The 16,530-nt window shown below is 36.6% G+C and carries 16 protein-coding genes; 11 read left to right on the forward strand and 5 right to left on the reverse strand.

Going from position 1 to position 16,530, the window contains the following annotated elements:
- Window positions 1-33: 33 nt before the first annotated feature.
- From rnpA to QF004_RS06175, 3 genes are read right to left on the reverse strand one after another with little or no spacing between them, the layout of a single operon-like run.
- On the reverse strand, window positions 34-414 hold the full coding sequence (rnpA, locus tag QF004_RS06165) for a ribonuclease P protein component (RefSeq protein WP_133439352.1): 381 nt from the start codon (window positions 412-414) through the stop codon (window positions 34-36).
- Entirely contained in the window at window positions 407-1,135 is a 729-nt protein-coding gene (locus QF004_RS06170) for a tRNA threonylcarbamoyladenosine dehydratase (protein ID WP_307423998.1), read from the reverse strand. The genes rnpA and QF004_RS06170 overlap by 8 nt, the downstream gene beginning before the upstream one ends.
- Window positions 1,132-1,767 carry a TatD family hydrolase gene (locus tag QF004_RS06175; RefSeq protein WP_133439350.1) on the reverse strand — a complete coding sequence of 212 codons (636 nt, stop codon included), beginning with the start codon at window positions 1,765-1,767 and terminating at the stop codon, window positions 1,132-1,134. Before QF004_RS06175 ends, QF004_RS06170 begins: the two co-directional genes overlap by 4 nt.
- A 93-nt stretch (window positions 1,768-1,860) precedes the next feature.
- Between QF004_RS06175 and QF004_RS06180 the strand changes: the two genes are divergently transcribed.
- From QF004_RS06180 to QF004_RS06230, 11 genes are all read left to right on the forward strand, one after another.
- Window positions 1,861-2,487: a TetR/AcrR family transcriptional regulator gene (locus tag QF004_RS06180; protein ID WP_133439349.1), complete on the forward strand. Its 627-nt coding sequence runs from the start codon at window positions 1,861-1,863 to the stop codon at window positions 2,485-2,487.
- A gap of 107 nt (window positions 2,488-2,594) precedes the next feature.
- Window positions 2,595-3,569, forward strand: coding sequence for an outer membrane protein assembly factor BamD (gene bamD / locus QF004_RS06185; RefSeq protein WP_307424003.1), 975 nt, complete (start codon window positions 2,595-2,597; stop codon window positions 3,567-3,569).
- Window positions 3,570-3,610: 41 nt separating this feature from the next.
- Window positions 3,611-3,934, forward strand: a complete 324-nt coding sequence (locus QF004_RS06190) for a DNA-directed RNA polymerase subunit omega (protein WP_133439347.1) — start codon at window positions 3,611-3,613, stop codon at window positions 3,932-3,934.
- Between the two features lie 135 nt (window positions 3,935-4,069).
- Window positions 4,070-5,266, forward strand: a complete 1,197-nt coding sequence (gene coaBC / locus QF004_RS06195) for a bifunctional phosphopantothenoylcysteine decarboxylase/phosphopantothenate--cysteine ligase CoaBC (RefSeq protein ID WP_307424008.1) — start codon at window positions 4,070-4,072, stop codon at window positions 5,264-5,266.
- Window positions 5,267-5,303: 37 nt separating this feature from the next.
- Window positions 5,304-6,209, forward strand: a complete 906-nt coding sequence (locus QF004_RS06200; RefSeq protein WP_307424011.1) for a DUF4835 family protein — start codon at window positions 5,304-5,306, stop codon at window positions 6,207-6,209.
- A 177-nt stretch (window positions 6,210-6,386) separates the two neighbouring features.
- Window positions 6,387-8,036, forward strand: coding sequence for a DNA repair protein RecN (locus QF004_RS06205; protein WP_307424016.1), 1,650 nt, complete (start codon window positions 6,387-6,389; stop codon window positions 8,034-8,036).
- 258 nt (window positions 8,037-8,294) lie between these two features.
- Entirely contained in the window at window positions 8,295-9,761 is a 1,467-nt protein-coding gene (locus QF004_RS06210) for a DUF5687 family protein (RefSeq protein ID WP_307424018.1), read from the forward strand.
- Window positions 9,762-9,788: 27 nt separating this feature from the next.
- Window positions 9,789-10,502, forward strand: coding sequence for an ABC transporter ATP-binding protein (locus tag QF004_RS06215; RefSeq protein ID WP_307424021.1), 714 nt, complete (start codon window positions 9,789-9,791; stop codon window positions 10,500-10,502).
- A gap of 147 nt (window positions 10,503-10,649) precedes the next feature.
- A complete protein-coding gene (locus QF004_RS06220) occupies window positions 10,650-11,216 on the forward strand; it encodes an RNA polymerase sigma factor (RefSeq protein ID WP_307424023.1) in 567 nt (188 codons plus the stop codon).
- Window positions 11,197-11,811, forward strand: a complete 615-nt coding sequence (locus tag QF004_RS06225) for a hypothetical protein (protein WP_133439340.1) — start codon at window positions 11,197-11,199, stop codon at window positions 11,809-11,811. The genes QF004_RS06220 and QF004_RS06225 overlap by 20 nt, the downstream gene beginning before the upstream one ends.
- Before the next feature lie 31 nt (window positions 11,812-11,842).
- Window positions 11,843-12,883 carry an outer membrane beta-barrel protein gene (locus QF004_RS06230; RefSeq protein WP_307424028.1) on the forward strand — a complete coding sequence of 347 codons (1,041 nt, stop codon included), beginning with the start codon at window positions 11,843-11,845 and terminating at the stop codon, window positions 12,881-12,883.
- A gap of 593 nt (window positions 12,884-13,476) precedes the next feature.
- On the opposite strand, the gene fumC is transcribed toward QF004_RS06230, so the two are convergent.
- Window positions 13,477-14,859, reverse strand: coding sequence for a class II fumarate hydratase (gene fumC / locus QF004_RS06235; RefSeq protein ID WP_307424031.1), 1,383 nt, complete (start codon window positions 14,857-14,859; stop codon window positions 13,477-13,479).
- 402 nt (window positions 14,860-15,261) lie between these two features.
- Window positions 15,262-16,419 carry an ATP-binding protein gene (locus QF004_RS06240; RefSeq protein WP_307424034.1) on the reverse strand — a complete coding sequence of 386 codons (1,158 nt, stop codon included), beginning with the start codon at window positions 16,417-16,419 and terminating at the stop codon, window positions 15,262-15,264.
- Window positions 16,420-16,530 lie beyond the last annotated feature (111 nt).

Below are 16,530 nucleotides of genomic sequence, written 5' to 3' on the forward strand. Positions count from 1 at the left end.
AAATTTACAAAAAACGTGCTACGCTTTTAAATTTCACTTCACTGATTCACAAAGCTTTAAAAAATTCTTTTCTACAATCTCAAAACGGGCAGGCATTTCGGTAGAAACCCAAAACAGCATTGACAGTGAGTTCGTTCCAAATTTTTCAATGAACAGTTCTTTGTTTAACCGATAACATTCCCGCAATAATCTTTTGATTCTGTTTCGGTCATGGGCTTTTTTAAAATGTCTTTTGGAAACAGAAACTCCGACTTTTTGATTGTTAAAAGAGAAACCTTCCTGCGGTTTTTTATCTAAATTGAGTGTTATGATTCTTACATGGTCACACGTTTTCCATTTGCCTTTCTCAAAAAGCAAACCGATTTCTTTCTTATGTTTCAGTTTTTCCTCTGTCGGAAATTTGCAATCACTCATCTCTTTTTATTAAATAATTAATGACTTCTGCCGCAGCATAAAGCCCGAAAATAGCGGGAATATAACTGATGGTTCCGTAAAAAGATCTTTTGAAATTTGTTCCGTCGGTCATTTTCAAACTTTTTTCATCCTGAATTTCAGTAGAAAAAACACACCTGATTCCTTTGTCTATATTTTCCTTTTTCAGCCGTTTGCGAACCTGTTTGGCAAGATGGCAACTTTGCGTTTTGTGAATATCCCGCACCAACACTTTTGAAGGATCCATTTTCCCGCCAGCTCCCATACAGCTTACAATTTTCACTTTCCGGCGGCGGGCATTCAGAATCAGCGTAACTTTTGGCGAAACGCTGTCAATGCAATCTAAAACATAATCATACTGTTGGTTATCGAAAATGGTATCCATGTCCTCGGGATTTAGAAACTGATTCAACTGTGTCAGTTTTAAATCGGGATTAATGTCTAAAAGCCGGTCTCCAACCACTTCAACTTTTGGTTTTCCAAGGGTAGAATTCAAGGCTGGAAGTTGGCGGTTAATATTTGTTAAATCTACAGTGTCACCATCAACAATCGTCATTTTTCCCACTCCAGCTCTGGCCAAAAACTCCGCAGCAAATGAGCCAACTCCACCCAAACCAATCACCAACAGATTGGCTTTCTGCAGTTTTTCTACACCGTTTTTTTTAATCAGCAATTCTGTTCTTTCGAGCCAGTCTTTTTTCATCTTATCAGGGAAATATTAAAAATTTTCAGATTTTCTTCGATTTGTAAAATAAGATCTTCCACATTCAAATTCTTCAATTCCGCTACTTTGTGATACAGTAACTGAAGATCAAATTCAGCGTTATCTGTTTCCAGAAAAAGTTTATCGGCCGGAAAATCCTTTACAAATTCCTGCAAATTTACATTTTGCAAAACAGATTTTCCAAAACTTAAATAAAAATCGTGCTTTTGTAACTCTTCACCAATGGTTTTTCTTTTATTAAAACCATGAATTATCATCGGAACCTTAGCAGATTTCTGAAAATGAATCATTTGTGAAAACCTTCTGACACAATGAATAATTAAAGGTTTCTGGCGTTCATTGGCCAATTCAATCTGTCTTTTAAAAAGTGATTCCTGTATCGCATCATCAATGCTGATCGATCCATCCAAACCGCACTCACCAATTGCCACGCAATTTTCATTTTTTGAGATTTCTCTGAGCCAGACAAACTGTTCTTCCGTAAATTGCAAACTTAAATCAGGATGAAATCCGGCAGAGAAAAAGCCATCGGGCGGAGATTCTCCAACACCCAAATTATAAATCCCAGCATGTTTTTTGAAATGATGATGATGGAAATCAAAATAAGCCATCCTCAAAAATAACTAAAAGTGATCGTTTGCGATTAAACATTTGTTTTAAATTTTGTTATATTTTATTTAACTTTACTAAAAACTACAACACCGATGAAAAAAAAATTTACCGAAAAACAAATCCATATTTTAAATGTGGCAGAAAAACTGATTGCAAAGAAAGGCTTTGAAGGTACTTCTGTACGGGACATTTCTACCAATGCCAATATTAATGTAGCAATGATTTCCTACTATTTTGGGTCAAAAGAAAAAATGATGTCTTACCTCTACCGTTACCGCGTGCAGAAAACAAGAGAAAGTTTTGCGGAATTTGCAGAAATCATCAGAGAGGGAAAACCTGAAATGCAGATGAAAGAACTGATTAAATATGTGGTGAATCAACTATTTAAGTTCAATTATTTTCATGGCTTTGTCACCCAGGAACTCCGTCACACAGAACATTTGAAAGAAGATTTACTGGGATTCTATACCACTTTCACATCCAAAATTGATGACGTTATTAAAAAAGGGGTTGCATCCGGAATTTTCACCAATGCTCCAAAACCAGAAGATATTTTAACACTTATCGTAGGTTCTTCTTTATTTGTTATCAGAAATAAAAACTTTTATGAATTATATGTGTCTGGCCCGGAAGAAAATTATTTCGAAGAAGCAGAGAAAAAAGTGATGGCGAACGTTTTGGTGACCGTTTTTTCACTTTTGGGCTACCATGCTGATTAAATTATTAGTTAAATTATCATAAAAAAAAATCTATTGATAAAAAAGTTATATTTTTGCACCCTAAACCGCAGAAATTAGAATTATATAATTTCTGCTATATTTTATTTATGAAAAAGTATTTGATTATTACACTTGCATTCTTTGCATTATCTGCCTGCAACAAACAACAGGATTTAGCATTGAAAAGTGCAGATAAAGATTATATCCTGAAAGTAGCGAACGAAAAATTCGAAAAGAAAAAGTGGAAAGACGCTTTGGCTTTGTACGAAAGGCTTTCGAATCTGGTAGCAGGAACCGATGACGCACCAAACGTCGTCTATAATTCTGCGTATGCCAATTATTATGATAAGAACTACAAGCTGGCCGGGCACCAGTTCAAAAACTTCTCGGTAACATTCCCGCAGGACAAGCGTGCAGAAGATGCTGCTTACATGTCGGCACTATGTTATTATGAAGGAAGCATGGATTATAACTTAGATCAAACGAGCACAGATTTAGCGATCAATGAAATGCAGAATTTCCTCAATAATTATCCGAATTCTGACCGATCCAAAAACATCAATCAACTGATTGATGAGTTAACCTACAAATTAGAGTTTAAGGCTTACGAAAACGCGAAGCAGTATTATAAAATGGCTGATTATAAAGCCGCAAGTACCGCTTTTGAAAACGTACTGGATGATTACCCAAGTACGAAACTGCGTGATAAAATCTACGATTACATGTTGAAATCGAAATATGAATTAGCCGTTAATTCAATTTACAGCTTAAAGAAAGACCGTATTGAAAGTGCTTTGGCCTTTACCAAACAAATCGAGAGAGAGGTACCGGGAACCGAAAATGCAAAGACTGCTACAGATCTTCGAAACAAATTATTAAAAGAAAAAGAAACGTTTGCTGAACTTGAGAAAAAAGTAGAAGCACGAAATAAGGAACTCAAAGACAAACAACAAGCAGAGGAAGCAAAAATCAACGCGGAGAAAGACCTGCGTGAGGCAGCAAAGAAAGCTGAACAAATGCGGAGAGATAGCGCCGCCTTGGCAACTCCTGCTCCTGCGGCCACTTTCAAAATCAAAAAGTAATCCGTATATTTGCAAACTCCAATTATAACAACTAACTGAAAATGAGCGTAAAAGATTCTAAAGCCGAATTAAGTACAATAACTTACGATAGAGATAAAATCGAAGAAAACGTAGGTTCTATCTACGAAGCAATCGTAGTGATGGGTAAAAGAGCAGAGCAGATCAATGCAGAAATCCGCTCTGAACTCCATAATAAATTAGATGAATTTGCGGTGCATAATTCAACTCTTGAAGAAGTTTTTGAAAATAAAGAACAAATCGAGATTTCTAAACATTACGAAAAACTTCCGAAACCAACTTCTATAGCAATCAGAGAATGGTTGGATAACGAAATCTACTACAGAAAAACCGAAGAAAGAAACTAATTATTTATTTCTTTAATTATTTTAAAAGTCACAGAACATCTTGTTTTTGTGGCTTTTATATTTAATATAGTCCCTGAAATCCCGGTCAGTTTGTAAAAATTTAAGTAAATTCGTTCAACTTTTAAATTCTAATTAATGAAACTTCAAGGTAAGAAAATCCTCATCTGTATTTCCGGCGGAATTGCCGCGTACAAAATCAATTACCTTATCCGGGATTTCATAAAAAAAGGAGCGGAAGTTCAGGTTTTGATGACGCCTTCTGCCGAACAGTTTGTGCCGAAACTTACGCTTTCTACCCTTTCTAAAAATCCCGTTTACAGCGATTTTTATTCTGAAAACGGCACCTGGAACAATCATGTGGAATTAGCGCTCTGGGCAGAGGTTATTTTAATCGCGCCCTGCACCGCAAATACTTTATCGAAGATGGTTCACGGCCTGTGCGATAATTTAGTTCTAGCAACTTATATGTCGGCGAAATGCCCGGTTTTTATCGCGCCGGCGATGGACTTAGATATGTATCAGCATCCTTCCACGAAGCAGAATTTAGAATTGGCTGAAGATTTCGGACATCATATTATTCCTGCAGAAGACGGCGAATTGGCCAGTGGGCTTTCCGGGCTAGGGAGAATGGCAGAACCGGAAAACATCGCTCAAATCATTGAAGAGTTCTTTTCTTCAAATAAAAATCTGGCAGGTAAAACCGTACTGATCACAGCAGGACCCACTTATGAAGCTATTGATCCCGTTCGGTTTATAGGAAATCATTCTTCCGGGAAAATGGGTTTTTCATTGGCTGAGGAAGCTGCCAACCGAGGAGCAAAAGTAATTCTGATTTCCGGACCGAGTGCTGAGAAAACAAATCACCCGGATATTGAAGTTCATCGCGTAACTTCTGCAAAGGAGATGTTTGCAAAGGTATTTGAATATTACGGAAATGCCGATATCGCCATTGCAAGTGCGGCCGTAGCAGATTACGCACCGAAAGAAATCGCTCAGGAAAAAATCAAAAAAAATGATGATTCCTTAACAATTGAACTGGTGAAAAATCCGGATATTCTGAAAACAATGGGCGAAATGAAAACCAAACAATTTCTGGTAGGTTTCGCACTGGAAACTCAAAATGAAGAAGAAAACGCCAAAGGAAAACTCCACAAAAAAAACCTGGACATGATTATTTTGAATTCACTTCGGGATGAAGGCGCCGGTTTCAAAGGGACAACCAATAAAATTAAAATTATTACAGAATCATCGCTTACAGAATTTCCTTTAAAATCAAAAGAGGCGGTGGCCAGGGATATTTTAAATTTTGTGGAAGACCAGATTTTGAAATAATATCCTTAAATTTCCGTTTTCAAACTTTAATTTAATAATGAAGAAACTTTCTACGATATTCATCATTCTGCTTTCCTTTAACTTTAGTTTTTCTCAGGAACTTTTGGCAAATGTGCAAGTCAACACCCAGCAGGTCAGCGGCAGCAATATGCAGGTTTATAAAACTTTAGAGAAAAACTTACGGGATTTTATCAACAATACAAGTTGGACCGGAAAGAAATTACAGAATTTTGAAAAGATCAAATGTAATTTCGCCATCGTTATCAATGAAAAGGCCGGCAGCAATAATTTCAAAGCAAGTATTGTGGTGCAGGCGGTCCGTCCGGTTTTCAACACGACTTATGAAACGCCACTTCTGAATGTTAACGACACCAACTTCAGCTTTGATTATACCGAAAACGAAAACCTTGTCTTCAACGAAAGACAGTTCTCCGGGAAGAATTTGATCGATGTGATCAGTTTTTATGTTTACACCATTTTAGGCTACGATGCCGACAGTTTTAAAGTAAGAGGCGGCCAACAGTGGTTTGAAAAAGCACAAAAAATTTCGAACAATGCGCAGAACCAAAAATTCGCCGGTTGGTCTTTGATGGAAGGAACGAAAACCCGGGCTGCCCTGATCGACAATATGCTGAAACCGGATCAGAATACCCTGCGAACCGTTTACTACACCTATCACCGTGCCGGTTTAGACAATCTCGGCAAACAGGACCAGTCGTCCGGTAAAAAAATTATTGCAGACGCGCTGATGCAGTTGAAAGCCTACGAAAATAATTTTCAGATGAATTATCCGGTGAATGTTTTTATTGATACCAAAAAACAGGAAATTTTCGATATCTTTAATAACGGAAATAATACCAACGTCAATATGGCAGATTTAAAAGCACTTTTCAGCACATTATCGCCCAAAGACATTGACAGCAAATGGAATAAGTGGAAATAATTCCCGGTTTCATTCCACCGTAATTTAAAAGCAAACGTCAGCAATTCATTGTTAAAATCTGCCAGAACCGCGATTTTAGGCTTTTGCAATTTGCTTTTGTATTTCATAATCTCTTTTAAAGTCTTAAATTTACAGTCCGAAGTTTGATTTAAAACTTCGTAATTGATTTTTCAAAATATGCTTTCAAGAATATTCATTCAAAATTTTGCCCTTATTGATTCACTTGAGATTACTTTAAACAAAGGTTTACAGGTAATTACAGGCGAAACAGGTGCAGGAAAATCGATTATTCTGGGAGCGTTGCGTTTGATTTTGGGCGAAAGAGCGGACGTGAAATCGATCCAAAGTACTGAAACCAAAAGTGTCGTTGAAGCCGAATTCATCATTAATGAAAATTTCAAAAATTTCTTTGAAGAAAATGATCTGGATTTTGAGATCAATACCGTTATCCGAAGAGAAATTTTGCCGACCGGAAAATCACGGGCATTCATAAATGACGTTCCCGTTACTTTGGAAATACTGAAAAAACTTTCTGAAAAACTCATTGACATTCATTCTCAATTTGAAACATCTAATCTTTTTGATGAAGAATATCAGTTCCGAATGATTGACGGACTTTCGAAAAACAAAACATTACTTTTAAAATATCAAAAAGAATTTACCGCTTATAAAAAACTGCTGCGGGATTTAGAAAACTTTAAAAAACAACTTTCAGAAGGCAACAAAGAAAGCGATTATAAAGGTTTTTTATTAGAAGAACTATTAGAAGTTAATCTGGATGAATTCGATCTGGAAGATGTTCAGAACCAGTTAAGCAAACAGGAAAATGCCGAAACCATTATCGAAAATCTTTCGATGATTTTTAATAAAATCGATGCGGAAGAAATCGGCGTTCTCGATTCTCTGCTTGATGTTAAAACAAAATTATCAAAAGTTGCTTCTTTATCGCACGAATATTCCCAACTCAATCAGCGGTTTGAAGAAGCTTTTGTAGAGTTCAAAGACCTGCTTTTCGATCTTCAGAACGAGGCCGAGAAAATGGAAACCAATCCGGAAACGCTCGAGCATTTGAGTTCGCAGCTCAGCAAGATCAATTCTTTATTCCTGAAACATAAAGTAAATTCTGTAGAGCAATTGAAGCAGATTCGCGATCAGATTCAAAATGAACAGAGCGGTTTCGCAGATTTAGAATTTCTCATCAGCCAAACTGAGAAGGAAATAGAACTTGCGGCGGAACATTTAGAAAAATCTTCTGCGGAATTATCGCAGAACCGAAAAAAAGCAATTCCGAATTTCATTAATAAAACCGAGAAATTACTGCATCAGTTAGGTTTGGAAAAAGCCAAAATAGAAGTGCAGTTAACCGATCTTGAACACTTCACTTCTTTTGGAAAAGAAGGTATTCAGCTGTTATTTCAGGCGAATTCGGGCTTTCCTTTAAAGCCGATTCAAACTGCAATTTCCGGTGGCGAACGTTCCCGCGTTATGCTTTCCATTAAAAAACTCATGGCGGAAAATTCTGAACTTCCGACTTTAATTCTGGATGAAATCGACACCGGAGTTTCCGGAAAAGTCGCGGAAGAAATCGGAAATGTGATGAAAGAAATGTCGGAAAACATGCAGTTGATTGTCATCAGTCATCTTGCACAGGTCGCTGCCAAAGGAAATAACAATTACAAAGTCATCAAACGGGAAATTTCCGGTAAAACCCAAACGACGATTATTTCATTGAATCACGACGAGAAATTACAGGAAATCGCGCAATTACTTTCCGGCAGTAAAATTACCGATGCCGCAATTTCGCAGGCAAAGGAGTTGATGAAATAAACCTTTAAAGCAATGGACTTTCTTTATGCCGGAGTTTTACTGTTTTTCGCTATCTATCTTCTTTTATTTTTAAAAATTAAAAGAAAGACAGTTAAAGAAACTTCTAAGTTTAAAGTACAAAGTCCTGATGATCTAGGTGAACTTTTCCAATTGTACTTAACCCTTACGATTCTTGCTGGTTTCATAATTTATTTTATTTTTCGCTAATTTATCTGTAACATTTTCCTTATTTTTAGACTTATCCTAAAAAGTAAGACTATGTACTGGAGACTTCTACAACTTGAATTCAAAAATTTTATACGGAATCCACAATTCGGCGCCAATCTCGCAATGAAAATTCTGATGTTTTTCGGAATGGCCTATTTCAGCGCCATATTCGCAGCATTGCCTTTTATACTTTATTTCTTTGCCAAGAAAAAATTACATGCAGATCCGATTCTTCTCTTCAGCAAATACTTTATTTATTATTGGGCGTTTGATTTATTAATAAGGTATTTCATGCAGCAGATGCCGACGCAGAACATCAAACCTTTTCTAACTTTAGGAATTACCAAGAAAAAACTGGTGAATTATACGCTGCTGAAAATCCTCTTTAATTTTTTCAACTGGGGAAATCTTTTATTTCTTCTTCCCTTCGCCGGCTTGCTGATTTTCGATGGCGGTTACCCTGTAATTCAAGTCATCCTGTTCACCATCGGGATTTTTGCAATTTTTTATTTTAATAATTTTCTGAATATTTTATTGAATGGAAAAGATATCGTGGTGATTTCAGTTTTTGGATTGATGGCCATTTTCGGAGCTTTAGAATACTATAAAATCATTGAACTTTCTCAATATTCTCAGAAAATATTTTATAGTTTTTATCAATATCCGGGCGCTTTTTTACTTCCCGTGATTTTGGCAATTTTAGTTGCATATCTCGCTTATCAGGAAATTTATAAAAACTTTTATTTAGACAAAGGGCTTGAGTTAAAAGTCGCCGAAGGAAAAACCGAAAACATCGCTTTTCTTAACCGTTACGGCGTGATGGGAACTTTCATTAATAATGATATTCGTTTATTAAAGAGAAGCAAAGCCGCAAAATCTGCTGTAATAATGAGCATCTTCTTTTTATTTTACGGGTTATTGACTTTCTCAAAAGGCTACGAAAACAGTTTCATGCAGTTATTTACCGGAATCTTTGTAACAGGCGGATTTATGCTCATGTTCGGTCAGCGCGTGCCAAGTTGGGACAGTTCTTATTATCCGCTGATGATGACGCAAAACGTTCCTTACAAACAGTATTTAAAAGCAAAATGGGCTTTGATCGTCATGGCAATTTTCATTTCCATTATATTGTCTTCGGCTTATCTTTTGATCAGCTGGGAATTTTACCTTACCGTTCTTGCAGCAGGATTGTACAATCTGGGAGTGAATTCTTACATCACTTTATTGGCGGGAGCTTTTAATAAAAAACCAATCGACCTGAATTCTAAAGCGAAATCTTTCGGCGCCGGCGGAAATAATTTCAATATGAAAATTATGCTGCTCCTCCTTCCACAGATGATTTTACCAATGGGCGTTTTTGCGGTTGCCAAATATTTCTTCGGAATTTATCCGGCGGTTGGAAGTTTGGCCATTTTGGGAATTATCGGTTTTATTTTGAGAGATAAAGTCTTTGACATTATTGTTAAAGTGTACAAAACCGAGAAATATTCAACGCTCGAGGCTTTTAAAAAAGTTTAAATTCTACTAATTATTAATATTCATACCATGATTTCAATTCAAAATATATCTAAAGTTTACGGCAACAAAAAAGTTCTTCACATCGAAAACCTCGAAATTCCGAAAGGCGAAAGTTTTGGTTTGGTCGGTAATAACGGTGCCGGAAAAACAACGCTTTTCAGTCTTTTACTCGATTTAATTCAGCCTACGACAGGTTTTATAGAGATCGACGGCCATAAAGTCAATGAAAATGAAAACTGGAAAAATAAAGTTTCTGCTTTTATTGACGACACTTTTTTGATCGGCTACTTAACTCCCGAAGAATATTTTTATTTTCTGGGCGAGCTTCGCGGACAAAACAAAGCCAGCGTTGATGAATTTCTAAAACAGTTTTCGGATTTTTTCAATGGTGAAATTTTAAATGCTAAAAAATACGTGCGGGATCTCTCCAAAGGAAACCAGAAAAAAGTCGGAATTATCGGTGCGCTGATCGGCACGCCGGAAATCATTGTTCTCGATGAACCTTTTGCCAATCTGGATCCTTCCACGCAAATCAAGCTTAAAAAATTAATCAAAGACTGGTCTCAGAAAGAACAGGTAACTTTTCTAATTTCCAGCCACGATTTGGCGCATACAACGGAAGTCAGCAACAGAATTGTTTTGTTAGACAAAGGTCAGATGATCAAAGATATTATCACGGCACCGGAAACTTTGCAGGAACTGGAAGATTTTTTCACCAGTTCGGTGGAAGTTTTTATCTAAATTCGCAGAGACCTCCATTTTCCCTTACCGGAAAATGGATTTTTTTTCAATTCATTATCAAGCACTTATAATTTAAACTAAGAGAAATAATTATTTTCTGTAACCTTTTCAATATTTTTTTGTCTTTAAAGTAGAAATAAAATAAGTATGAAGATTTTGTTCAATCATAAAAAAGATGATTTGTTGAGCCGCCTGAAAAAGCAGGATCCGGTTGCGCAGAAAATCTTCTATGAACAGAATGTAAAGAGATTCTTAAGCATCGGCAAAAGTTACGTAACCGATCTGTACCAAGCGGAAGATTGCGTCATCAAAGGATTTTGTAAAATCTTTAAAAGCATCGACAGTTTCCGCGGCGAAGGCAATCTTGAAGGTTGGGCCAGAAGAATTGTAGTCAACGAATGTTTAAATTTCATTAAAAGCCACAAAACGGTTTTTTATATTGATGACATCAATCCCGCTTTTCTGGAGGATTTTCAGGACGAGATCACAGACTCTGATTTTAATGCGCAGGAACTTTTGGACCAACTTCCCGATGCGTACCGAATGGTTTTCAATCTCTATGTTTTAGAAGATTGCTCGCATCAGGAGATTTCCGAAATACTTAACATTTCTGTTTCAGTGAGCAAAACGCAACTCTTTCGGGCAAAAGAGAAACTCCGAAAAATCTACTTTCAGCAACAGAAAAACTTGAAAAATGAATACCTCGAAATATAATATCGAACAGCAGATTAAAAAACAAATCGACGAACGGGAAATTACTCCATCGAGAGATTTGTGGGCAGAAATTGAAGTTCAAAAAGCCAGTAAAAAGCCTGCCAATGCAAGAATGAACTGGTTTTTAGCGGCGGCATGTCTGGCTTTAATTTTAAGTTTGGGAATTATCCTGATCTCTAATAATGATGAAGTTCCCCAACCGCAAATGGCAGAAACAAAAACTCAACCTGAGAATATACGGGCGGAAAAAAATCTTAAAACGGAATCTTCTTTCCTTGCCGAAAAAACCGAAACGCTCTCTACAGAAAATAAGGTTGCAGTTTCTACTCCGGAAGCAAAATTTGCTAGATCAGAAATTACTGCAAAAAAAAGCGAAGCTCCATTAATAAAGGAAAAACAGGAACAGATTATTTCTGGAATCACCCAAATTCAAATTTCCAGCAGTATTGCGAAAATAGATTCTGCAAAAATTCCGGTTAAGAGAAAGAAATTTGTAGATCCGTCGACCTTACTTTTCTCTGTGGAACACAAAGACGTTATCGAAAATTCCAAAGATGGAAGCAATGTGGCGACGATTGACCTCAACTCTAAATAATTCAATATAAACTTTAAAAAAAATTACTAAGATGATCAAGAAAATTATCATGATGGGATTGCTGTGCCTTTTTTCAACCTCCCAGATGTATGCACAAAAATCATTAAAAATCAACTTGCCTTCCAAAAAAGAATCCGAGATAAGCCCTATCGTAAAGGAAAAAGTTGAAGAATATGCTTTAAAAATAAACGCCATTATTCAGGAAGAAAAAGTATTAATGGAAGCAGAACTTAAAGTTCTTCAGGATAAAAACCTCGACAAAACTGAATTTAGCCTCCAAAAGACAGCAATTGCTGACCGTTTTTCAGAAAAAATAGACCGCAGAATCGAAGCTTTAGGATTTGATCTGGATTCGGTAATCCAAAAGCAGGTGCGATTTTCACTGCTTAATTCCGACACCACTTCCGATGCTGAACTAAAAGCCAATTTGCTGAAAAAATACAGTGCAACAAGAAATGTCTCAGGATATTTTACTTACGGAGTGATGACGCTTACCAATAATTTACCCGACAATGATCTGGATAAAAACATTGGCTACAACAGTAATCTGGAAGTAGGATTAAAACTCAATCATCAGTTTAGCAGAACGAGTCCGTGGGGTTTAATTTCGGGAATAGGTTTGTCCTGGAGAACAGTTCGTCTGGAAAATAATATGATTTTTGCAAAAGACGGCAGCCAGGGTGTTTATGTAGAAAATTATCCCGGAAACACAGATAAAAGTAAATTGAGAACAGCTTATCTAATGGTTCCGTTTGGCTTACAATACAATTTTTCGAAACTGAAAAATGCAGGAATGGATATTCAATACAGAAGTTATTCTGACGGTTTCAGAATTGCGGCAAATGTTTACGGCGGTGTACAGATGTCAACCAATAATATTGTACGTGGAAATCGGGATGATTATAAAAACAGATCAAATTATCAGGTGAATCCTTTTGTTTATGGTGGCCAGCTTACTTTCTCCTATAACAGCATCAGCGTTTTCGTCAAGCGGGATTTCAGCAATTATTTCAAAGACCAATATTTCAAAAACGACAAAGCTTTAATCATTGGCTTGGGCATTGGCTTATAAAATTTCATTCACATTCATATCAACAAAGAATTCCGAGCGATTTGCCCGGAATTTTTATTTTAAAATGGATGTGGAAAATTGCTTTTGCACTGGAATAAATTCGGATCAGTTTCAAAACTTGGGGACTAGGCAAAAATTTTGAATAATCTGAAAATGATACAGTCATTAGTCAGCAATCGGATTTCTGTGCGGGAGCTAAAAAGACATTGTAACTTCGCAAACTATACCCATTTCTACACAAAACCAAAGTGCACCCATCCCCATACCAACCCCTGGCTTATGCTGACTGTATGCTGACTCTTATCATGGTTTCAGGAGGTGAATATCGGTATTCGGAGAATAATTGAAGGTCTGGCTCCTCTTTATTGCCTGGTTGAATCAGCAGGAATTTAAAAATTAACATTCTTCAAAAATAAATATTTCTATCTTTCTCTCCAAGTTTTAGACTTGATCCATAAATTCCAGTGTTGTAATATCGGTCGTTCCTCTGGAACTCTTATCACATTTTAATCATGTTAAGAAAACTTTAATTGATCTTTTCAACCTTTTATCTATAGTCTATAATCCATCAGTCTATTATCTATCCGTCTATTTTAAACCATATCTTCCGGTTTCACCCATTCATCAAACTGTTCAGCAGTCAGAAGTCCTAAATTGATCGCTTCTTCCTTCAAAGTTGTTCCGTTTTTGTGAGCGGTTTTTGCAATTTTTGCGGCATTTTCATATCCGATATGCGTATTTAAAGCAGTGACCAGCATTAATGATTTCTCTACCAGTTCTTTGATTCTCGGTTCATTCGGTTCAATTCCAATGGCACAGTGGTCGTTGAAAGAAATACAGGCATCGCCCAACAATTGTGCGGATTGCAGAAAATTATACGCCATCACCGGTTTGAAAACATTGAGTTCGAAATTCCCCTGCGTTCCCGCAAAAGAAATCGTGGTATCATTTCCTAAAACCTGCGCGCAAACCATCGTCATTGCTTCATTCTGCGTCGGATTTACTTTCCCCGGCATAATCGACGAACCCGGTTCGTTTTCCGGAATATGAATTTCGCCAATCCCACTTCTCGGCCCGGAAGCCAAAAACCGAATATCCTGCGCTATTTTGTAAAGTGCTACTGCAAGCTGTTTCAGCGCGCCGTGACTTTCTACAACCGCATCGTGAGCAGCCAACGCTTCGAATTTATTCGGAGCCGTCTCAAACGGAAGTCCTGTAAATTCGGAAATATATTTCGCGACCAAAATATCGTAACCTTTTGGCGTATTCAATCCCGTTCCAACCGCAGTACCGCCCAAAGCAATTTCCTGCAAATGTTCGAACGTATTGGTAATCGCTTTCATCGCATAATCTAACTGCGCCACATAACCGGAAAATTCCTGACCGAGCGTCAAAGGAGTTGCGTCCATCAAATGCGTTCTGCCGATTTTTACAATGCTTTTGAAATTCTCTTCTTTTTCGTGCAGAGTATTGCTTAGTTTTTCAACTGCCGGCAAAGTATGTTCCACCACTTTCTTATACGCTGCAATATGCATCGCTGTGGGGAAAGTATCGTTTGAACTCTGGGATTTATTTACATCATCGTTGGGATGAATTTCAGATTTTTCTCCTAAAGTTCCGCCATTATTTACATGAGCTCTATTAGATATCACTTCGTTCACATTCATATTCGACTGCGTTCCGGAGCCGGTTTGCCAAATCACCAGCGGAAACTGATCGTTTAGTTGACCTTCTAGAATTTCATCACAAACCTTCGCAATCATATCTCTTTTTTCAATAGAAAGTACGCCCAATTCGGCATTCGTGTAAGCGGCAGCTTTTTTCAGATACGCAAATGCTTCAATAATTTCATGAGGCATCGAAGCTTCCGGACCGATTTTAAAATTATTTCTGGAACGCTCGGTTTGCGCGCCCCAAAACTTATCTGCAGGCACCTGCACATCGCCCATGGTGTCTTTTTCTGTTCTGTAATTCATTGCTTTATTTTTTTAGGAGCAACAGTATTTTCTCTGTTTTTCAAGTTCAGTCCCGCTTTCCACTATATCTTTTATTCCACTGCGTTTCATAAAAGGATGCCGTTGCAATCGGGGCTATTTATTCAATTCGGCTTTTTTTTCCAAAGGTTTGAAAATCCGGCTCTTTAAAATTAAACAATTATAAATCATCCAACGATTTATAACCATTTTAAATATCAATCAAAAGGACAGATTAAATTTATTAAAAGGTAATATTCCTACATTTGAATAAAACCCCCTACATCAATTTTGAATTTACATCGCTTTTATTTTGAATTTACATAAACTATAATCTTATTAAACAATTAGTTATAATTTATAATCACAAATTTATTTTGAATTTACATAACTTTTATTTTGAATTTACATAAAATTATTTCTCCAGGAAATAATCTCGATATTGTTTTTTTTTATCGAAGTTTCGCCTCCATAAATCAACCATTTCTCATCGATCTTCAAAGGAAAAGTTTTCGAAAAATAATGCAGTCCCGAAAACAACTTATCGCTAATTGTTTTGGTGGATTTTATTTCTGCAATTTTCAAATTGCCTTTTCCTTCACTTATCAAATCAACTTCGTTTCCATTACTGTCTCTCCAAAACCAAAAATTCTGCAGCGAATAATGGTGTGCATTTTCTTTTTGCAGATCTGCAATGATGAAATTTTCAAAAATATTTCCCATCATTCTGTTTTCGGAGAATTTCGTGGCATCTGGAATGTTCAGAAGATAACATAATAATCCCGTGTCGTAAAAATACAATTTCGGACTTTTGATAATTCTTTTATTGAAGTTTTCATAATACGGTTCCAACAAAAAAATAACAAAACTGCCTTCCAAAATCGAAAGCCAGGATTTTGCCGTTGGCTGAGAAATCCCACAGTCTTTTGCCAATGCACTCAAGTTCAAAATTTGTCCTGCTCTTCCAGCACAAAGCCGTAGAAATCTCCGAAAAGTCATTAAATCCCGAATATTCAAAAGCTCGCTCAAATCTCTTTGAATATAGGTTTCAATATAATTTTGATAAAAAATATCAGAAGGAATTTCGAGGTCGAAAAGGGCAGGATAAAACCCTTTGGTAATTAAAGTTTCAAAATGGGTTGGCAACAGATCCGCCGCAGAAAGCTCCTGATTATCAAAGGGAAAAAGTTTAAACATCGCAACTCTTCCCGCCAGACTTTGGGTAATATTCTGCAAAAGATGAAAATTCTGAGAGCCCGACAGAATATATTGTCCTTGAATTTTGTCGTTATCAACTTTGGTTTGTAAAAAAGAAAAAAGTTTCGGCGTGCGCTGCACTTCATCAAAAATTATTTTATCTGAATATTTTTCCAGAAAAGAATTAGGGTCTGCTTCCGCAATCGTTCGAATGTCAGGATTCTCAAGAGAAATATATTGATATTCAGGAAAAGCAGATTTCAAAAGAGTGGTTTTTCCCGACTGTCTGGGCCCATTTACGGCAATTATAGGAAACAATTGAATGTATTTTCTTATCGTGTCTTCCAATGTTCTTTTTACAATCATAGCCTCATTACTTACCTACAAAGATAATCTTAATTTTGAATTTACATAGCTTCTATTTTGAATATACATAACTTTAACAACTGATTAATAATAGATTATAATTTTTATCCT

This window comes from Chryseobacterium sp. MDT2-18, assembly GCF_030815285.1.
In the GTDB taxonomy this organism is placed as follows: domain Bacteria; phylum Bacteroidota; class Bacteroidia; order Flavobacteriales; family Weeksellaceae; genus Kaistella; species Kaistella salivictor.